The sequence below is a fragment of the Priestia sp. J2 genome (genome assembly GCF_020790095.1).
GTDB classification, from domain to species: domain Bacteria; phylum Bacillota; class Bacilli; order Bacillales; family Bacillaceae_H; genus Priestia; species Priestia zanthoxyli.
The window spans coordinates 2,774,776-2,794,577 of record NZ_CP086208.1 but is presented as its reverse complement, the minus strand read 5'-3'; the positions used below and the strand labels follow the sequence as shown (position 1 = coordinate 2,794,577).

The 19,802-nt window shown below is 37.8% G+C and carries 23 protein-coding genes and 1 other annotated feature; of the genes, 20 read left to right on the top strand and 3 right to left on the bottom strand.

Annotation, left to right across the window (positions count from 1 at the left end; genetic code table 11):
• The first annotated feature begins 64 nt into the window (after window positions 1-64).
• Together LJY09_RS14090 and LJY09_RS14085 are read left to right on the top strand one after the other, a co-directional pair.
• Window positions 65-1,348, top strand: coding sequence for an ABC transporter substrate-binding protein (locus LJY09_RS14090; RefSeq protein WP_155010068.1), 1,284 nt, complete (start codon window positions 65-67; stop codon window positions 1,346-1,348).
• A gap of 219 nt (window positions 1,349-1,567) precedes the next feature.
• Window positions 1,568-2,971 carry a suppressor of fused domain protein gene (locus LJY09_RS14085; RefSeq protein ID WP_051418555.1) on the top strand — a complete coding sequence of 468 codons (1,404 nt, stop codon included), beginning with the start codon at window positions 1,568-1,570 and terminating at the stop codon, window positions 2,969-2,971.
• Between the two features lie 90 nt (window positions 2,972-3,061).
• Here LJY09_RS14085 and LJY09_RS14080 read toward each other — a convergent pair whose 3' ends face one another.
• A complete protein-coding gene (locus LJY09_RS14080; protein WP_028412949.1) occupies window positions 3,062-3,385 on the bottom strand; it encodes a YnfA family protein in 324 nt (107 codons plus the stop codon).
• Between the two features lie 312 nt (window positions 3,386-3,697).
• Here LJY09_RS14080 and LJY09_RS14075 point away from each other — a divergent pair, with 312 nt between their 5' ends.
• Entirely contained in the window at window positions 3,698-4,684 is a 987-nt protein-coding gene (locus LJY09_RS14075; protein ID WP_028412950.1) for an MBL fold metallo-hydrolase, read from the top strand.
• A gap of 42 nt (window positions 4,685-4,726) precedes the next feature.
• Here the strand turns inward: LJY09_RS14075 and htpX are convergent, their stop codons facing one another.
• Entirely contained in the window at window positions 4,727-5,599 is an 873-nt protein-coding gene (htpX, locus tag LJY09_RS14070; protein ID WP_014459652.1) for a protease HtpX, read from the bottom strand.
• Window positions 5,600-5,850: 251 nt separating this feature from the next.
• Between htpX and LJY09_RS14065 the strand changes: the two genes are divergently transcribed.
• Both LJY09_RS14065 and LJY09_RS14060 read left to right on the top strand, forming a co-directional pair.
• The gene (locus LJY09_RS14065) at window positions 5,851-6,189 is read left to right on the top strand and encodes a PadR family transcriptional regulator (protein ID WP_028412951.1); all 339 of its coding nucleotides are present in this window, start codon (window positions 5,851-5,853) and stop codon (window positions 6,187-6,189) included.
• Window positions 6,179-6,856: a DUF1129 family protein gene (locus LJY09_RS14060; protein ID WP_028412952.1), complete on the top strand. Its 678-nt coding sequence runs from the start codon at window positions 6,179-6,181 to the stop codon at window positions 6,854-6,856. Before LJY09_RS14065 ends, LJY09_RS14060 begins: the two co-directional genes overlap by 11 nt.
• Window positions 6,857-7,036: 180 nt before the next feature.
• On the opposite strand, the gene plsY is transcribed toward LJY09_RS14060, so the two are convergent.
• On the bottom strand, window positions 7,037-7,624 hold the full coding sequence (gene plsY, locus LJY09_RS14055) for a glycerol-3-phosphate 1-O-acyltransferase PlsY (RefSeq protein WP_028412953.1): 588 nt from the start codon (window positions 7,622-7,624) through the stop codon (window positions 7,037-7,039).
• A 466-nt stretch (window positions 7,625-8,090) separates the two neighbouring features.
• Between plsY and LJY09_RS14050 the strand changes: the two genes are divergently transcribed.
• The 15 genes from LJY09_RS14050 to LJY09_RS13980 all read left to right on the top strand — a co-directional run bounded on the left by LJY09_RS14050 (window position 8,091) and on the right by LJY09_RS13980 (window position 19,725).
• Window positions 8,091-8,279, top strand: coding sequence for a hypothetical protein (locus LJY09_RS14050; RefSeq protein WP_016764545.1), 189 nt, complete (start codon window positions 8,091-8,093; stop codon window positions 8,277-8,279).
• 306 nt (window positions 8,280-8,585) lie between these two features.
• Window positions 8,586-8,897, top strand: coding sequence for a hypothetical protein (locus LJY09_RS14045; RefSeq protein WP_028412954.1), 312 nt, complete (start codon window positions 8,586-8,588; stop codon window positions 8,895-8,897).
• A 365-nt stretch (window positions 8,898-9,262) separates the two neighbouring features.
• Window positions 9,263-9,589: a nucleoside triphosphate pyrophosphohydrolase gene (locus tag LJY09_RS14040; RefSeq protein WP_028412955.1), complete on the top strand. Its 327-nt coding sequence runs from the start codon at window positions 9,263-9,265 to the stop codon at window positions 9,587-9,589.
• Between the two features lie 38 nt (window positions 9,590-9,627).
• Window positions 9,628-10,602 carry an HNH endonuclease gene (locus LJY09_RS14035; RefSeq protein ID WP_028412956.1) on the top strand — a complete coding sequence of 325 codons (975 nt, stop codon included), beginning with the start codon at window positions 9,628-9,630 and terminating at the stop codon, window positions 10,600-10,602.
• A gap of 132 nt (window positions 10,603-10,734) precedes the next feature.
• Complete coding sequence (locus LJY09_RS14030; protein WP_034327688.1) at window positions 10,735-11,685, top strand: DNA-binding transcriptional repressor DeoR; 951 nt, start codon at window positions 10,735-10,737, stop codon at window positions 11,683-11,685.
• 5 nt (window positions 11,686-11,690) lie between these two features.
• Window positions 11,691-12,014: a hypothetical protein gene (locus LJY09_RS14025; RefSeq protein ID WP_028412958.1), complete on the top strand. Its 324-nt coding sequence runs from the start codon at window positions 11,691-11,693 to the stop codon at window positions 12,012-12,014.
• A gap of 182 nt (window positions 12,015-12,196) precedes the next feature.
• Window positions 12,197-13,498 (top strand): pyrimidine-nucleoside phosphorylase, encoded by a 1,302-nt coding sequence (locus LJY09_RS14020; RefSeq protein ID WP_028412959.1) that lies wholly within the window; start codon window positions 12,197-12,199, stop codon window positions 13,496-13,498.
• A gap of 21 nt (window positions 13,499-13,519) precedes the next feature.
• Window positions 13,520-14,194, top strand: a complete 675-nt coding sequence (deoC, locus tag LJY09_RS14015) for a deoxyribose-phosphate aldolase (RefSeq protein ID WP_014459662.1) — start codon at window positions 13,520-13,522, stop codon at window positions 14,192-14,194.
• Between the two features lie 59 nt (window positions 14,195-14,253).
• Entirely contained in the window at window positions 14,254-14,652 is a 399-nt protein-coding gene (locus LJY09_RS14010; protein ID WP_013057475.1) for a cytidine deaminase, read from the top strand.
• Between the two features lie 19 nt (window positions 14,653-14,671).
• Window positions 14,672-15,853, top strand: coding sequence for a NupC/NupG family nucleoside CNT transporter (locus LJY09_RS14005; RefSeq protein WP_028412960.1), 1,182 nt, complete (start codon window positions 14,672-14,674; stop codon window positions 15,851-15,853).
• 148 nt (window positions 15,854-16,001) lie between these two features.
• Window positions 16,002-16,616 carry an AmiS/UreI family transporter gene (locus LJY09_RS14000; RefSeq protein WP_013057473.1) on the top strand — a complete coding sequence of 205 codons (615 nt, stop codon included), beginning with the start codon at window positions 16,002-16,004 and terminating at the stop codon, window positions 16,614-16,616.
• A gap of 42 nt (window positions 16,617-16,658) precedes the next feature.
• Window positions 16,659-16,903, top strand: a binding site (T-box leader).
• A 67-nt stretch (window positions 16,904-16,970) separates the two neighbouring features.
• On the top strand, window positions 16,971-18,200 hold the full coding sequence (locus tag LJY09_RS13995; RefSeq protein ID WP_098999496.1) for an MFS transporter: 1,230 nt from the start codon (window positions 16,971-16,973) through the stop codon (window positions 18,198-18,200).
• A gap of 84 nt (window positions 18,201-18,284) precedes the next feature.
• Complete coding sequence (locus LJY09_RS13990) at window positions 18,285-18,701, top strand: DUF4275 family protein (protein ID WP_228307784.1); 417 nt, start codon at window positions 18,285-18,287, stop codon at window positions 18,699-18,701.
• A 268-nt stretch (window positions 18,702-18,969) separates the two neighbouring features.
• Window positions 18,970-19,317 (top strand): DUF805 domain-containing protein, encoded by a 348-nt coding sequence (locus LJY09_RS13985; RefSeq protein WP_028412962.1) that lies wholly within the window; start codon window positions 18,970-18,972, stop codon window positions 19,315-19,317.
• A 51-nt stretch (window positions 19,318-19,368) separates the two neighbouring features.
• The gene (locus LJY09_RS13980) at window positions 19,369-19,725 is read left to right on the top strand and encodes a DUF805 domain-containing protein (protein ID WP_028412963.1); all 357 of its coding nucleotides are present in this window, start codon (window positions 19,369-19,371) and stop codon (window positions 19,723-19,725) included.
• The last annotated feature ends 77 nt before the right edge of the window (window positions 19,726-19,802 follow it).

Genomic DNA, 19,802 nt, shown 5'->3' with positions numbered 1-19,802 from the left:
CGGCAACAGGGCTGGTTTTGAGGCTGAGGCATCAAAACCAGCAGCAAATAGGGAGGAACGGAAAATGGCATTTAAAATGAAAAAATGGCCTTTAGCAGTAGGTGTTTTATCGGCTACGCTGTTATTTTCAACCGCATGTTCAAACGAAAGCGCATCTGGTAATAAAAAAAGCGGCGGAGATCAAGTAGTAGTAGATGTATTTCAAGGAAAAGTAGAAATTGCAGATCAGCTAAAAGCTCTAACTGATCAATATACAAAAGAACATCCAAACGTGAAGTTCAATATCCAAACGGTTGGTGGAGGAGCTGACGGTGCAGCAGCTTTAAAAGCGCAGTTTGCGTCGGGCAATGCACCCGACCTTTTCACAAACGGAGGATATCAAGAGGCGAAAACGTGGAAAAATAAATTAGAAGATTTATCGGATCAGCCTTGGATTGATGACGCGTACGAAAACACACTTACTCCAATGACGATGGACGGTAAAGTATATGGACAGCCGATCAGTCTTGAAGGCTATGGATTTACATATAACAAAAAACTGTTCAAAAAAGCAGGCATTAAAGAACTTCCAAAAACATATTCGGAATTAGAAGCAGCGGCTAAAAAGCTAAAAGCTGCCGGTATTACGCCATTTTCTATCGGCTACGGCGAGTGGTGGGTGCTTGGAAACCACGGCTTAAACATTCCATTTGCCAGTCAAAAAGATCCGGATGCATTTATTAAAGGATTAAATGACGGCAGTACGAAAATTGAAGGAAACGAGCAGTTCAAACAGTATGTAAAGCTGCTTGATTTAACAGTGAAATATGGAAATAAAAATCCGTTAACGACGGACTATAACACGCAAGTAACGAAATTTGCGAACGGTGAAGCAGCGATGATTCAGCAAGGAAACTGGATTCAGCCAATGCTTGATAAAATTACGCCGAACATGGATGTAGGGATTCTACCTATGCCGCTAAGCGACGATGCAGCTGCATCTGACAAGCTTGCAATTGACGTTCCAAGTAACTGGGTTATTCACAAACAAGCACCAGCGGCAGATAAAAAAGCAGCAAAAGACTTCTTAAACTGGATGGTTACATCTAAAGAAGGTCAAAAAGCGCTAGTAGAAGACTTCAAGTACATTCCAGCCTTTAAGTCAATTGAAGCAAAAGACATCGGACCTTTAGGTGAAGAACTTCTTAAATATTCTAAGGAGCAAAAAACGCTTCCTTGGGAATGGACAAAATTCCCTGAAGGCGTAACGCAAAAATTTGGAGCAGATGTACAAGAATACATCGGTGGCCAAACGTCTGAAGATGAGCTGTTAAAATCATTAGATAAAAGATGGGCTGAGTTGAAGTAATGGAAAAGACAACCTTTGGGTTGTCTTTTTTTGTGGAATCAAAGATATGATATTTTTGTATCTTTATCCTTTTTATAGAAATTAATTGTGTATAAAAGGTTAGATATTCCTATTTAGATAGGTTAGCTGAAACTTTATAATGGATAATATAGGGAAAAGTTAGATTAAATACAAAAAGTTTGATGGTTTTCTAATTAAAGTGATAAAAGAGGGAATTTAATGGGTAAAGTGTATGAAGCAAGTTCGCTGCTTGCTTATGCAAAAGAGCGTGTAAGTACATATAAAAAGTTTAATGAAGAATTAGGTGAACTGATGAAAATATGGCAAATGTATTGCACCGACGAAGCTGTTCAACTGACAGTAAAGAATAAACAAAAGAATGAAGATCTTTTCGATAGGGGACTTATGGGAGAGTCACTTCAGCACAGCTGGGAATCTATTGCGATGGAAACTTTTCAAGAAGGAGAGTATAAGGACTACATAACATATAAAGGGCGTTCGAATCCCCCTATTTTCTCAGAAAAGGCTACTCAGCATTTAGGCAGTTATTTAACAGACAGTGCTGAAATACTACGGTTAGTTCACAATGACGAGAACTATTATGCAATTAATATTACAAATATTTTAGAATGTATTGATTATGACAATTCAATACCTAATAAGTTTGGCGGTTTTGAACAAATAGCATTTATAGAAAACGAATTAAAAAAGAGTCATATCTTCCGTACAAAGTCGACTAAACACCGCTTTGGAGATTTTCCAATAATCTCTCAAGAAATTTATGTATCAGATGACGTACGCGATTATATCCTTCAAAGTGATTTAACCGGTTTTACTTTCTATGAAGTATGGTCATCACAGGAAGCAGAAGCTTCAGTTGAAGAGTTAAATCCATTTGTTCGGGAATCGCTCGATGAGGATGTGGAAGCTCACTTACAAGCATATTATGGGCCAATTATCCGCCGTGTTGAAGCAGAATCAGCTGAGGTGACAGAGGCAGGTTTTTATGAAATGGCTCCTACAGAATCAGTGCCGTTTTATACGGTCGCAACACATGGTTATAGTACGCTTCGCCTGCCGGCACCCCCTGGATTAGACAGCGCGTACGTTGAACTGGTGATGCATGCAGATCAAGATCCGTTTGAAGATGAAAAGTACAGCTGGATTCCTCAAGTCATGCATCAAGTAGGAAGCTTTGCGGTTAACAATATGAATTGGATTGGTCAGTGGATGGTGTTTCCAAATCAAGAGCTGGATCGCTACGTGGATACCTATGAACGAACGTTAACAGGTGAAAAAGTGAGGCTGCCATTACAGGTTCAACCGTATTCACCAGAAAGCGGCTTTTGTGGTGTTATGGTCGTGCCTCCTTTGCCGCAGTGCCAAGAGGCATTTATGATGCCGTATCTTGAAAACGGAAAAGAAACCCACGGAGAGTGGCCAGTCTATTTCCATACGCTTCTCCCTTTGTATGAAGAAGAAATGGAGTACTATTTCCAGCATGGACAAGAAGCTTTGCTAGAAAAGATGATGGAAAATGGCATTGAACACTTATTTAATTTACATAGACCTAATACGTTTAAGGAAAAAAGAAAAGGCTTTTTCGGCAGATTTAATAAGTGATAAATAAAAAGTAGCCAATATATAGGCTGCTTTTTATTTTGGTTCCTCTGAACAAAAGGGGAAAAAGCGCGCTCTTTCCTGTGTGATTACTTAACTTCTTGGCCAAAGCATAACCGCTACGCCAATCAGACACACAAGTCCGCCAATCCAATCGTATGTATCGGGCATTTTTTTATCAACCCACCATGCCCAAAACAGGCTTAAAACAATAAAAATACCGCCGTAAGCTGCATATACACGTCCAAAGTCGGGGAACGACTGCCACGTAGCAATGACGCCGTACAGCACCAAAGCAATACCGCCCAGAAGTCCTAACCAGCTTGATGTTCCTTCGCGCAGCCACTGCCAAATCAAATAGCCTCCGCCAATTTCAGCGAGACCCGCTAAGATAAAAAGAAAAATCGCTTTAATCATAAACTATACTCCTTATATCATCATTTCTTCTCTTTATTCTATCTTACTTTTTTCGTTTGATGGACCATTTGTTCGTTTTAAATAAGTGTACTGGAAAGCATTCCTTTATCAATTTGTCTTCAAACCTGCTAAACTATTAGTAGTATGAATTCATTATAAAACGTTTGTAAGAGTACAAAGAGTCATCCAATTATTGATGCTCAGCGCACTTTTACAAAAGGTAGAAGTTAGTAGTAAAGGGACTATTTAAAAGAATAAAACGTTTAACAGTATAAAGCAGTAAAAAGAATGCAGATATAGGGGTTTGGTAAAATGAGTTTAGATCATAAAGTGATACGCATTGAACTGCCTACGCCATTTCCAATTGGACCAGTGAATGTGTTTTTATTAAAAGCAGACAAGTTAACGTTAATTGATGCAGGTATGAAAACAAAAGAAGCGTGGAGCGTTTTTGAAGAGGCACTATGTAAAGAAGGATATAAAGTCACAGATATTGAACAAGTTATTCTGACTCACCAGCATCCGGATCACACTGGATTTTTAGAATGGCTGCCGAATGATATACCAGTTTACGGTCATAAGCTTGTGGAGCCTTGGATTTACCAAGATGAAGAGTTTGTTCGGCAGCATAGTGAGCTATATCGTAATTTTCTTACGGAGTTTGGAGTCAGTGATGATGTAATGGACACATGGCTTCGTAAAGCAACGGCTGCGATTCAAGTTTATTCACCTAAAGGGCAGAAGCTAACGGGGTATTTAAAAGAAGGAGATACACTTCCATATGCGAGTGAGTGGGAAGTCGTTGAAACGCCAGGACATTCTTTAAGTCAGCTGATGTTTTACAATCGCAAAGAAAAAGTTGCGTTTGGCGGAGATCATATTTTGCCAAAAGTCCCGTCAAACCCGTATTTAGAGCCAACCATTCAAAACCCTAAGCCAACGCCGCTATTGGACTACTTAGCGTCTCTAGAAAAAACGTTGAACTACGACATTGATTTGATTTACAGCGGTCATGGTGAACCGCTTAGTGACATTCATTCTTTAATTATGGAACGTATTCAAAAGCAGCATAAATGGGCGCTGCGCGTGTTACAAGCGATGGGGGAAGGAAAGAAAACAACGCTTGAAGTCAGCGCTGCATTTTTCCCGGATATGTATCAAAAAGCACCTGACTTTATTTTCTCAGAAGTGTACGGCCAGCTTACGTATCTAGAAAAAGAAGGCTACGTGGAATTAACAAAAAATAAAGACGGCGTCTTGCTGTGGGAAGCTGCACGTGTGCTTGCTCCTCAGTCATAACATAAAAAAACCAGCTTCCATAAAGAAGCTGGTTTCTTTTGCTTATAGTGAATGCAAGCGCTCAATGCGTTTTTCAAGCGGCGGGTGAGTAGAGAATAAGCGTGAGAATTTTTCTTTACCGCTAATTTTAAAAGCGGCAATTGATTTTTGGCGGTCATCTACTAATGAAGTAGTATGACGAAGCGATTCTAACGCATAAATCATTTTTTCCTTACCACCGAGTTTAGCTGCAAGCTCATCGGCTTTGAATTCACGTCTTCTTGAATGCCAGAAGATAATTGGACTGCTTAAGATACTAAAGAGAATCTCAAATACAATCGATGTAAGGAAATAAACAACCATCGCAAACTCTTCTCGCACGAAGTTTGACACCGCTTTGGCTACTAAACGAGAGAAGAAAATAACGAATGTGTTTAATACTCCTTGCAGCAGCGTAGTTGTGACCATATCACCGCTTTTAATATGCGCTATTTCGTGAGCGATAACGCCGCTGATTGCATCGCGGTCCATTCGTTCAAGCATTCCACTTGAAACAGCAACAAGTGAGCGTCTTTTACTTGGCCCCGTTGCAAAAGCATTAACTTCCGCCGAGTGATAAATTCCGACCTGAGGCATTTTTCTTAATCCTGCCACAGATGCAAGTCGGTGCGTTTCTTCTAAAACAAATCGTTCGTATTCACCTTGAGGGGAACGTTCATCAATAACTTGAACACCCATCATCCACTTTGCCATTAAGCGTGACATCATAAGAGAAATAATCGCGCCGCTGAAGCCGGCAATGACGCTAAATGCCAGCAGGCCGCCGTAACCGCCGCTTCCCATATAGCTTTGAACACCTAATAAAGATGTAATCGTTGTGATTGTAATTAATACTAGAATATTAACGAAAATAAACAGTGAAATTCGTTTTAGCACAAGTCTTCCTCCTTTAACTAATACGTGCATGATAGGTATACGGTTAGTAGAGAGGAAAGGTTTCATTTATTTATTCAAATTTACTAAAAAGATTACTATGTTAAGTGGTTTAATAAAAAAAGTAAATAAATGGTTGAAACTTTACCATAAATAGGTTATTATGAATGATATAAAGCTATCTTGTCTTGCAAGGTAGCTTTACTTTAAAAATGTATCTTGTATAACAAGATAGTGAAAAGGAAGAAATCGATATGTCTTTGAGAAGTCAATTGTTAAAAGGAATTTTAGAAGGGTGTATCTTATCAATCATTCAAAAAGAAACGGTTTATGGCTATGAGCTATCCCAGAAGCTTCAACAATATGGATTAAATGATGTGAGTGAAGGTTCGATTTACCCAATTTTACTACGTCTTCAAAAGGAGGGATTAATAAAGGGAGAAATGAAAGAATCGCCTTCGGGTCCTAAACGAAAGTACTATCATCTTACGGCATCTGGTGAGAGCGCATTATGTGAAATCCAAGAGGAATGGATCAACATTCAAAACCCTGTAAATAAATTGTTGAATAGGAGTTTTTACGATGAACGCTAAGGAATTAATTAAATTAAATAATAAGAAGCGAAAAGAGCTGACCAAGGAAAATGAAGAGTACTATGATAATATGCTTGTTTACATTCGAACGAGTGTGTCAGTTTCTGAACAGCAGGCTGAAGAGTTATTGATGGAGCTTTTAGATCACCTTATTGACGCACAAGCGGAAGGGAAGCGTGCTGAAGAGGTGTTTGGAGAAAACCTTAAGACGTACTGTGATGAAATGATTAAACAGTTACCTAAAGAACCCTTAAAAAGCACTGCTTTTTTTATAAGCTTTTTATTGTTACAGCTTGCAAGCTTGATGGCTATAGTAAGCGGGATAGGAAATATTGTTGTACATTATGTTAAGGATAGCAGCCAGACTGTTTATATCGGAACGGCAATCGTCACTTTTGTTATTGTTGCAGCTATTATTTCTCTTGATGTTTTTCTGCTTTTGAAATGGATACAAAAATCTGTTTACAAAATTACGAATAAGATTAAGGACTTTTTTCTACTCTTTGTCTTAATTTTTATTTCTCTTGCAGGGATGGTTTTTTTACCAAAGCTTATTCCACCTTTTGGGTATGTAATAGAATTTGGAGGCTTCTTATATTTAGCTGCTGGTGCCGTAACACTCATCGTTTTAAGGTGGTTAAATAGTAAATATCAAATTACAAAATGAGATATAGGAAGCAGTAAAGTGTATTGTTTACTCTATAATCAAGAGCATTTTTAAAGAAATTTCATAATTTACGTCTATCTTGGGACAAGGCGTACTAAAATAATAAAAAAAGGTGTTCAACTCATGAACACCTTTTTGGTAAACATATTTAAAGATTACTAGTCAATAACTTCATGACGTTTAAAAATTAACCTTAGGCTCTGTACCCAATTTAATTCGTTTGAAGTTTTTAATATGCTTCCATGTAATGAAAACAAAAATAACGGCTGCAAATACGATTAGTACAACATCACCTACATAAATTGATGCTAAAAAGGCAACCAATGCGCCAATAGGTGAAGATAAGGATACGTATTTAGAAATTTTGAGAGAAATTAAAAAAGCAAGAATCCCTAGAATGAAAGCTAATGGTGAAAATGCAAGGAATACACCAGCGGCAGTCGCTACAGATTTTCCTCCTTTAAACTTTGCAAAAATCGGATAGCTATGTCCAAGAATAGCAATAAATCCAGGGACAAGCATATGCAAGTGACTATTCATCATAAGCGGTAAACAGACGGCTAGCGAGCCTTTTGCTATATCGCCGATCAATACTATAATACCTGCTTTCTTTCCTAAAGTGCGAAAGGTATTAGTAGCTCCTAAGTTACCGCTTCCGTGCTTACGAACATCGGTTTTGTAAAAGCCCTTTCCAATCACTAAAGCAAAAGGAATTGACCCAATTAAATAAGCTAATAAGATAATTATAGCGTTTGTTAGTACGTTCATTATTGGCACCTCAAATTGTGTTGTTAGTATTCATTAAAATATAAATGCGGTAAAAGCAGTTTTTTGTATGGCTAAAGGCTTCTAGTTTTTTCGGTGGAGTTTTTGTAAATTCCATTGGATTTCTAGTGGAACAATCCAATGCTTTTTAGTATGTTAAGATATTTTTGAATTTTTAAGCCTTGATACGTATTAGTATAGATTGATATGTCTATTATGAATATGTAAAAAGAAGAAAAGAGAAGAAACGAAAAGGCAAAAACAAAAAAACTTGTAATACAATTTTAAAAATATACCATAAATATTTAAAGGTTAAAAGATATTTTGGGTATATTGTAGTGGAAAAAAGCGTTTTGATCATTTTTTATGAAAAACAAGACAAAAAAATTAACAAATCCAAAAAAATATAATAAAATGTAAAACAGTGTTTCGAAATATTAACTTCTTAAAATTGAAAGGGGTTCTGCACTTGTTGTGGACAGATATCAAAGAACGAGAAGTAGTTATGTACAAAAACTGCCAGGCGAAAATTTTAGAAAAAAAAGGGCCGAATAAAATAGTCGTTCGAAATCTAGAATTCCCGGAAAAAGGCGATTGGATATCAGCCGAACTTGATTTTGAGGCTGTTGAAAAATTTGAGAAGAGTCGAGAACACTAATACAAAAAACATTTTATAATACTTCTATTTATCATATAAGAAAAAGCCGAGCTTACATTTTGAGTTCGGCTTCTTTGTTGATGTTTACTTCATTCTCTCGACGAAGAGCTCCTCGTTATTACATGTAAAACAAAGCCTTTTCCTCTCATTCATTTTCCACTACTACACTAGTCCCGTATAAAAACGTATCTTTATATGGGACTATCGATTTATTTTTAGTACACGTATTTTTACCACTTTTTTCATATACAACCGTTCAGAAACAAAACTTCTGTGCATACATTGAAGACAAAGGGGGAGGATACATTGGGAAAAACAAGTCGTATATTGAAATGGGTCAGCGGAGGATTAGAGGCTCTTTGGGGGATTCCAATTCTAGGCGGGACCTTGGTTATTGGCCTAGCCTACACGCCGCTTATTTTAATGCTCGCATTGCATATTGTAGGTTTAGTATTTGCGATTAAAACAAACAAAGTTCGGACAGGGCATATCATGGGAATTGTCTGTTCTGCTATTGCGTGGATTCCAATTGTCGGCATGATCATGCACATCTTAACGGCTATTTTCTTACTTATAGAAGCAGCCAAAGATAATGAACCATCTGAAGACGCAGCATAAAAGAAGAGCCGCCTGATTTTAGGTGGTTTTTTTATATTTCCAAATAAAGACTGGTAGGCTCTTTTGCTTTGAAAAATCCTTTTTATGTTAGAATATTAGAAGTATTTTCTAAAAAAAGGGAGTAAACACAATAGATAAAGAAAATCAAAAGAAGAACAGATTTCTTGCCGTAGGAGTTATATTAGCCGCTCTTGTAAGTTTTATATTTCTACTATGGAGTATAGGCTGGGTAATTCCAAATGCAATGAGTGCCAGCGGCTATAAAGGTAAAGAAACGTTTATTGATTTAAATGTGTTTAACGGAAACAAAGCAGAATTTGAAAGATACTAGTTTACTAGAAAGGTAAGAGATGGAGGAAAAAATAATGCCTACTTATAACAAGCTAGTGCGAGATAAAATTCCAACAATGATTGAGCAAAGTGGAAACACCTTCAAATCACGCGTGCTGCAGCGAGAGGAGTATCAAAATGAGCTGAAGGAAAAGGCAAAAGAAGAGCTTCAAGAATACATAGAAGCCCAAACCCATCAAGATGCTATTGAAGAACTCGCAGATTTACTGGAAGTGATGCACGCGTTAGCAACTGTGCACGGAGCCACGCCAGAACAGCTTGAGAAAGTGCGTGAGGAGAAGGCCAAGGAGCGCGGGAAGTTTGATGATCGGATTTATTTAGTGGAAACAGAAGAAGCGTAGTTTGGTGGTGCAATAGTGGAAGGAGCGAGCGGTGGCAGGTGAGTTTTAATTTAAAAGTAGGAGAAATAAAAAAAACTTATTTAACAGAACAAGAAATTTGGAAGATCATTAATCAATTTTTCGCTAATGGTCACTTTACCACAACATATAAATATGGATTGATGAAAGCTTTAATTGAAAACCTATATAATGTTGACAATCGGTTAGTCCTCACTTTTGATCAAGTGTATTTTTCATTTGCTAAAATATATTGGAACTTGGTTATTCACCATGATTTAAATCAATTAAATACGTCCAACAGACAAGCTGGAATTCAAAAAGAGTTAAAGGAATTTCAGTTAATGCATGGTGTCCCCAATAAAGTAGTATTTGATCATTTACCAAGTAATCTTCAATTGCAATTAGTAGAAAGAACTAAAAAAGTGGGGGCAAGGTATGTAGTAGGGGCGTTATATGGAGATATGGAAGGTTCTGTTTATGAGTTTGATAAAAGAACAGAATACATAAAGTTTAATAGCAGTATATATATTTTTTTACAAAAATATAGACAAATTGTTACTCATTTAACCAATTATCATTTGGCGAAATTTTTAGAAAAGCACAATGACAAAAATAAGTTGGAAGATGTCTTGTTGAAAGTGGAAAATATATCAAAACGCGAATCGCTGCATGCATTCTATAACATCCTTTGGAAATATGAAACAAAAGAATGTTTTTATTGTGGGAAAGTTCTTTCTGATAAACGCATCGCTACTCATGTAGATCATTTTATTCCATGGAGTTATATCCAATCAGATAATATGTGGAATTTGGTGCTAAGCTGTCAAAGCTGCAACACAAAAAAGAGCAATAAACTTGCTAAGAGCTTATATCTTGAGAAGATGTTTGTTCGTAATGAGAATCTTAAATTAACAGCAGTTCACAATGATTTTAACTATTATTCGGAGCGTAAGTTAGAAGCTCTTTATGAGTATGCTGGAATGAATGGATACGTAGAAAACTGGTCTCCTTAAACCCGAGTATTTCTCTTTTCATCTCAGTTACAAAATCCCCTCTTGAAATTTTGTTCACCAAACAAGTAAACTAAAGACATAAGTTTGGTAAAATTGGGATAAGAAATTCATGAGGTAAGGGAGAACAAGTCGATGGAGATGGATCAAGAGAAATTTAATAAGGTGATTGAAGCGGCAAGGATGTATTATATTCTTGATTATAATCAAAGTGAAATTGCAAAAAAGCTTGGTGTATCAAGGCCTACGGTTTCTCGATTGCTGCAGACAGCAAAAGAAGAAGGCATTGTTCAAATTAAAATTGTGGATTCATCTATCAATAGTGAAAAATTGTCTTCTCAGCTTGAACAAAAATTCAATCTAAAAAAAGCAATCGTCACACCGGTGCCTCAATATGAAAATCACATTATTAAAAGTCATCTAGGCGTAGCAGCAGCTGACTATCTCTATGACATCGTAAAAAATGGAGATATTATTGGGGTGACGTGGGGAACAACTCTTTATCAAGTGGCCATCGATTTAAAACAAAAGTATGTGAATGACGTTCAGGTTGTGCAGTTAAAAGGCGGAGTAAGCCATTCGGAAACGAGCACATATGCTTCTGAAATTATGTACTTATTTGGAAAGGCATACAATACGCCTCCTATGCATCTTCCTCTGCCTGTGATTGTCGATCACGTGGTAGTTAAAAAAGCAATGGAAACGGATCGTCATATTAAGCGCATTTTAGATTTAGGCAAACAAGCCAACATTGCTGTGTTTACTACGGGCCCCATCAAAACGGATTCGCTGCTTTTTCAGCTTGGCTACTTTTCCGAACAAGATGTAGAGATGATTTCCTCCCGAGCAGTAGGAGACATTTGTTCACGCTTTTTTGATAAAGATGGACAAATTTGCAATGAAAGCCTGGATGAACGGACGCTTGGACTTGATTTGGAGGAGCTTAAGAAGAAAGAGTACGCCATTTTAGTAGCTGGCGGGGATCAGAAAATCGACAGCATTTACGGAGCGCTGCAAGGGAAATTTGCAAATGTGCTCGTTACTGATCAGTTCACGGCGCGCTTTTTATTAGATAAACAAGAGTAAAGGAGATGAAGACGCTGTTTTTTCAAGAGCAAAAGCTTCATCGAATTGAAATAGTAGAAGATATTGTATCTTATTCTGTGTCATCTCTGCAGGCACAGCGAAACCGGTATCCTTTTCAAACAGACGTTTCAAAAGATGGAATGATTGCCAAGGGAACGACGGGCTACATCATTAAACGGTGGGGAAGAATGTACTTTTCTCCTGATGCTAATCAAAAAGGAATTGAACGATTTACGCCGCCTGATCAGCAATATGTATTAATTCCTTATAAAAAGGTAAAGAATAAGTACCAAATCATGTTGTCATTTGTGATAAAAGCTGAAAAATAAGGGAAGACTTCCGAGTGCGGAAGTCTTTTTTTATTCACTAAGACAGCGGCTATAAATATTTTTGAACAAATGTAAATATATCTGTTTACAATTGTTCAAAGCTATTATATAGTAAGGGTGTAAGTTGTTGAAAACGTTTTAGTGGATGCACAATATGCAGATACTTTTAGGGGGAAAACGTCATGAGAATGGTTGACTTAATTGAAAAAAAACGTAATGGACATGAATTAAATAAAGCAGAAATCGATTTTATTATCGAAGGTTATACAAAAGGGGATTTACCTGATTATCAGTTATCGGCATTTGCGATGGCGATTTACTTTCAAGGAATGACGCAGGAAGAACGCGTAAATTTAACGCAAGCAATGGTTGAATCAGGCGATCAAATTGACTTATCAAAAATTGAAGGTATTAAAGTAGACAAACACAGCACAGGCGGCGTAGGTGATACAACAACACTTGTATTAGGACCTTTAGTAGCTGCGGTTGATGTACCAGTTGCTAAAATGTCTGGCCGCGGCTTAGGACATACTGGCGGTACGATTGATAAACTTGAAGCAGTGCCTGGCTTCCACGTTGAAATTACAAACGAAGAATTCATTCGTTTAGTAAATACAAATAAAATTGCCGTTATCGGTCAAAGCGGAGACTTAACGCCAGCGGATAAAAAGCTTTATGCACTTCGTGATGTAACCGCAACGGTTGATTCGATTCCGTTAATTGCAAGCTCAATTATGAGTAAGAAAATTGCGGCTGGAGCAGATGCCATTTGCTTGGACGTAAAAACGGGGAACGGCGCATTCATGAAGAAGCTTGAAGACGCTGAAGAATTAGCAAAAGCAATGGTTGAAATCGGAAAAGGCGTAGGCCGAAACACAAAAGCAATCATTTCAGATATGAGCCAGCCTCTAGGTTTTGCGGTTGGTAATGCGCTTGAAGTGAAAGAAGCAATCGACACGTTAAAAGGCGAAGGCCCTGAAGATTTAACGGAGCTTTGCTTAACATTAGGAAGTCATATGGTTGTACTTGCTGAAAAAGCAAGCAGCCTAGACGAAGCGCGTGCAATGCTTCAAGAAGTAATTAAAAACGGAAAAGCATTAGAATCATTTAAAACATTCTTAAGCGCACAAGGCGGAGACGCTTCTGTGGCAGACGATCCGTCTAAATTACCGGATGCAGCGCACAAAATTGAAGTACCAGCAAAAGAAGATGGCTACATTTCAGAAATCGTTGCAGAAAAAATCGGCGTAGCGGCAATGAAGCTAGGTGCAGGACGTGCAACAAAAGAATCTGAAATCGACTTAGCAGTTGGTATCATGCTTAATAAAAAAGTTGGAGATTCAGTGAAAAAAGGCGACGCTCTTGTTACAATCCACAGCAACAGCGAAGATGTACAGGAAGTGATGGATATCGTTTATGATTCTTACAGCACGGTCGCTGAAAAAGTGGAAGCTCCAACGTTAATTTATAAAGAAATTCATTAAGAAAGAGAGAGGAAGAACAAAATGAGTCAAAACATTACGGGTATTATTGATCATACATTATTAAAAGCAGATGCAACAGAAGAGCAAGTTACGGTTTTAGCACAAGAAGCAAAAGAATATTCATTCGCTTCAGTTTGCGTAAATCCAACGTGGGTAAAAAAAGCAGCTGAATTATTAAAAGATGCTCCAGAAGTAAAAGTGTGTACGGTAATCGGTTTCCCTCTTGGAGCTACGACTTCAGCAGTAAAAGCATTCGAAACAACAAATGCAATCGAAAACGGTGCAGATGAAGTAGATATGGTAATCAACATCGGCGCGTTAAAAGATAAAAACTATGACTTAGTGCAAAGCGACATTCAAGCAGTAGTGGATGCTGCAAAAGGAAAAGCGCTAGTAAAAGTAATTATTGAAACAGCTCTTTTAACAGACGAAGAAAAAGCAAAAGTTTCTGAGCTAGCTGTAAAAGCTGGAGCTGATTTTGTTAAAACGTCAACGGGCTTCTCTACAGGAGGCGCAACGGTAGAAGACGTAGCGCTTATGAGAAAAACGGTTGGACCAGATGTAGGTGTAAAAGCTTCTGGCGGCGTTCGCGGCTTAGAAGATGCAAAAGCAATGATTGAAGCTGGTGCAACACGTATTGGTGCAAGCTCTGGCGTATCAATTGCAAAAGGTCAATTAAGCAACTCTGATTATTAATAAATGACAGCAGGTTAGTACTAACTAACCTGCTGTAAACTAAGCAAAGGATGATGACTGTGGAGCCAAAACAATTAATAGATGAAGCAATCGCAGCAAGCAAACAAGCACATGTACCGTATTCTCACTTCCATGTTGGTGCAGCTCTTTTAACAACCGATGGGAAGATTTATCGTGGATGTAATATTGAAAACGCTTCCTATGGATTGACGAACTGTGCTGAGCGAACGGCTATTTTTAAAGCTGTTTCAGAAGGGGACAAGCAGTTTTCAGCTATTGCAGTTGTAGGAGATACGGACGGCCCAATTTCTCCTTGCGGCGCATGCAGACAAGTATTAGCTGAGTTCTGTGATGATCACACACAAATTATCTTAGCAAACTTAAAAGGAGATTTTGTGATTACAAACATTAACGAAATCTTACCAGGCTATTTTTCATCAAAAGACTTACAAAAATAAGTAAGCAGTGGAGGATACTATGAAATATTTAATTGGCATCTTAGGATTACTCGTTGTCTTTGGATTAGCGTATCTTGCAAGTAATAACCGTAAAGAAATCAAATATAGACCAATCGTTATTATGGTTGTGATTCAGCTTCTTTTATCAGCTTTACTTCTAAACACGAAGTTTGGCTTGATTATTATTAATGCGATTGCCAGCGTTTTTGGAAAGCTGCTTTCATACGCAAATGAAGGCGTAGAGTTCGTATTTGGCGGAATCGCGAATAAAGGATCAATGCCGTTTTTCTTAAACGTGCTGCTTCCAATCGTTTTTATCTCTGTCTTAATCGGGATTTTACAGCACTTTAAAATTCTTCCTTTCATTATGAAATGGATTGGGTTGGTTCTCAGTAAGATTAACGGAATGGGAAAATTAGAGTCTTATAACGCAGTAGCTTCTGCCATTGTAGGTCAGTCAGAAGTATTTATTACCGTTAAAAAGCAATTAGACAAACTGCCGCCAAACCGTTTATATACGCTTTGTGCATCAGCTATGTCGACTGTTTCAATGTCCATTGTTGGTGCTTATATGACAATGATTGAACCAAAATACGTAGTAACAGCAATTGTGATTAACTTATTTGGCGGATTTATTATTTCTTCTATCATTAACCCTTACACAGTAACGGATCAAGAAGATATTTTAGAGGTACAAACAGGTCATAAGCAAACGTTCTTCGAAATGCTTGGCGAATATATTATGGACGGATTTAAAGTAGCGATTATCGTAGGTGCGATGCTGATTGGTTTCGTTGCGCTGATGGCTGCGATTGATAACGTGTTTGAAATGTTATTTGGTCTATCGTTCCAGCATCTCCTTGGATATGTGTTTGCACCGTTTGCATTCATCATGGGTGTTCCTGCTTCAGAAGTTGTGGCAGCGGGTGGAATTATGGCAACAAAACTTGTAACAAATGAATTTGTGGCAATGATGAGTCTTTCAGATATGGCTTCAACATTCAGTGCTAAAACGCTTGGAATTGTATCCGTATTCTTAGTATCATTTGCTAACTTCTCATCAATTGGAATCGTGTCAGGAGCGGTTAAAGGCTTAAGTGAAAAGCAAGGAAATACAGTAGCGCGCTTTGGTCTTCGTTTACTGTACGGAGCTACGCTTGTAAGCGTACTGTCAGCGATTGTTGTCAGCTTCATTTTATAAATGTAATAGAAACAGAAAGAAAAGCAGTTTCCTTTTCAAAAGGAAGTGCTTTTTCTTTTTTACATGTAAACCGTAACTCCGCACATCCTAAAGAAAAACATCGACACAGAGGAGGACAAGAAAAGCTGGGGGCTTTTCTTACTGAAAAATGGATCAAATTGGACTATTGCTGTCAGGAGCAGCTTTATTTTTAAACGGACTCATGCTGCTTGGAAAAGCAGATGAAAAAAACGTAGGCGTATTTAACTTATTTGTTGGAGCTTTTCAAGTTATTGTTCCGTTTTATTTAATTATTACGTCAGACCAAAGCAACTGGATTTTATATGAAAGAACGGCAATCTTTTTATTTGGCCTTACGTATTTATATGTAGGCGTGACGGTATTAAAAGGAATGCAGGGAACGGGGCTGGGCTATTATTCACTTTGGGTATCGATTATCGCTTTAGTGTACGTGACGGTTTCTCTTGTTCACTATCATGACGTCGTAAACGCCATTACATGGATTCTTTGGTCGTTTTTATGGTTTTTATTTTATGTGCTTAATACGAGCAAAAAAGATGTATCTGCATATGTAGGGAAAGTGGCGATTGTACAGTCGTGGGTTACCTTAACAATTCCAGCGCTGTTTTCGCTAACGGGCGTATGGGGAAATAAAGATATGTACAATATGTGGGGAATCGTGCTGGTAGCTTCCATCATTTATTTTGTATACGTAGGATACCGACTATTCTTTTCTCAGCCGAAAAAAATGATTTTGAAATAAAGTATTTACAAAAAATAGATAATAATGGTAAGATGTTAGAAATTAAATGCCGTGAAGAGAAAAGTAGACAGCGCGTATTCTTAGCAGAGAGCTCCGGAAGCTGAAAAGGAGCAAGAAAAACGCTGTTGAAGCAAGCCTCTGAGCAGCGCATTGGATCTAACGTGATAGTGCGACGGCTGCTTCCGTTACAGAGCTAGAGTATAAGCGAAAGCCGTACTCGACAAGGTTTATATGGCGACATATGAACAAACTAGGGTGGCACCGCGATTTATAATCTCGCCCCTAAGACAGATGTCTTGGGGGTGGGATTTTTTTATTGATCGAAATCAATAGTGAAGCGGAGGCCTTTCTTTTATGAAAAGTAAGCTGTTGTCTTGGAAATACCCGTGTTTATTGCTGTTTGGAATTGGCACTAGCAATATTGGCGACTGGATTTATTTGATCGCTTTAAATGTCATGATGCTTGATATAACGAATTCGCCGCTTGCGGTTTCAGGACTATACATGATAAAGCCGCTTGCTGCGCTATGTACAAATATATGGTCTGGAAGCTTAATTGACCGCATGAACAAACGGAAGCTTATGATGGTTTTAGATTGGATGCGCGCCGGGGTCATTGCTTGCCTTCCGCTCTTCTCATCCATACTGATCATTTATGTGCTGGTATTTATCATCAGTATGGCAAGTTCGATGTTTCGTCCGGCATCAATGGTCTATATTACAAAGCTTATTCCAACTGAAAAGCGAAAAAGATTTAATTCGCTGCGCAGTTTGATTGACTCAGGAGGCTTTCTTCTTGGTCCGGCCGCAGCAGGTGCGTTATTTATGGTTGGAACGCCCGCGTTTGCTATCTATGCCAATGCTGCAGCGCTCGTGTTGTCAGGAATGGTTACTTTATTAATGCCTAACTTAGATATAAAAACAAAAACTAAAGAAAATAAACTCTCTGTAAACACCATTCGAGAAGATTGGAAAGCGGTGTTTCGTTTCAGTAGAGCCAACAGATACATTATCACCATTTATGTATTGTTCAGTTTCTTAATGGTCATGGCCACGGCAATTGATTCTCTTGAAGTTTCATTTGCAACAAGAGTCATTCATTTATCCGAAAGCGAATACGGATTTTTAGTAAGCGTAGCAGGTGCTGGCATTATGATTGGCGCAGTTGTGAATACACTGTTTGCTCAGAAGCTGTCGACGAACTTTCTCATAGGCGCCGGCAGTGTAGGAGTATCGCTTGGCTATTTGCTGTATGCGTGTTCGTCTTCTTTTCAAACTATTGGAGCGGGATTTTTTAGCTTATCCTTTGCGTTAGCTTTTGCAAGTGCTGGTTTTCAAACCTTTTATCAAAACAGCATTCCCGTTGACATGATGGGGAGAGTAGGAAGTATCTATGGACTGCTTGAGTCACTGCTAATTATTATGATGACCTTCCTATGCGGAATGGCTGCACACATTGTTTCAATTCAAGGAGCTGTAATTGGTGGAAGCCTGGTTATGCTTTTAAGTACGGTTGTACTGTTTTTGTGCACGTTAAAGCCGGCGTTTTATAAAATAAGTTTAGTCAAAAAACAAGGAATCTAACGCATAGGTACTAATGGACAAATAAGCTAAGAAGCCGATAAAAAGAAATGAATACAGAATAAAGGATGAGAAAGCATAGTGAAAATGAAAGATGCGTTAAAGAAAAAAGGAATGTTTGTTAAAAAATTACCGAATCAAGGTGAGCTCTTCCGAAAGCAGTGGGAACATGAATTTGCAAGTGCTTTAAGCGCATCGCAAAAAAAGAAAATTTATATGGACCAATTTTTATGGCATGCGTTTAGCTATGAAAAGCTACCTTGTTTACAAGGAGAACAAGCGATCCAAACGTTTGAGAACCAAGTTAAGAACGACTGTTATTTGCTGTTTGAGCATGATGAACGAGTGCTGCAGCTATCTAAATGTAAGCATCTAACAAGCGCTGATTTAAGTGAAAATACAAACATGTATTTAGAAGATTTATATGTCGTAGATAAAGACTTTACATGGACTTACGTGATTACTCATGAAAGCTCATGTGGACCTTACTTTTACCGCACGTAAGTAAAGATAGAGCCTGCCGATTAATACGGCAGGATTTTTGTTATAAAAAAACATTTTATAAATTAAAAGTAATTATAGTAATTAAATGGTTTTTTAACTGAATTTATTGGGTATTTATTACTAACTATTATCCATCTCTCTCCTATATCTATATTACCATTTGGGATTTTTTCAAAAAATAGGATATGAAATTAATTTTTTGTATGCTAAGGTAATTACTGCTAGTAAGCTTGTCTTACAAAATTCGGTTTAAAAAGGAGGTTTTTGTATGAAATGGTATTTACATGTGCTAAAAAATTATGCAACGTTTCAAGGAAGAGCAACACGTAAAGAGTATTGGATGTTTGTCTTATTTAATTTTATTATATGGTGTGTGCTTTCAGCTATTGAACTTATAACAGATATGCCTCCGTTTTTGCGTATAGTTTATCTTGTTGCAGTCTTCATTCCATCCCTTGCTGTGACGGCACGTCGACTGCATGACATAGGAAGAAGCGGGTGGTGGCAGCTCATTACTATTATTCCGATTGCGGGAAGTATTTGTCTATTAATTCTTCTTTGTCTACGAAGTGAGTCGCAGTTAAACCGGTTTGATGTACCTAATAAAGTTGCGTAGGACTTAAACGGTTAGGTAGTTTAATTTAATAAACAAAGAGAGGGTTTAAAAATGTACTGGTATATAAAAGCGTTAAAAAATTATGCGACGTTTCGAGGAAGAGCAACGCGTACGGAGTATTGGATGTTTACATTATTTGCTTATATCTTTATGATCATTCCATATATCTTGGTTTTTATCGATTCACTTGCAGTATTTGGAGTTATTTTAGTATTACTTTACGGAGCAGCAATGATTCTGCCTTCACTTGCCGTTACTGTTCGCCGACTTCATGATACAGGAAGAAGCGGCTGGTGGTATTTAATTAACTTTGTTCCAGTTATTGGAGGCATTTGGCTGCTCATCTTACTTTGTCAAAGAAGCGAAGTAACAGCCAATATTTACGATACAGACACGCAGGCGTCTTAACCAGAGTAGTTTATTAGTTTAAAAAGTTAGTAAACTAAACGTGCGAATTGTATCTAAATTAAAAAGAGGTTGGGACA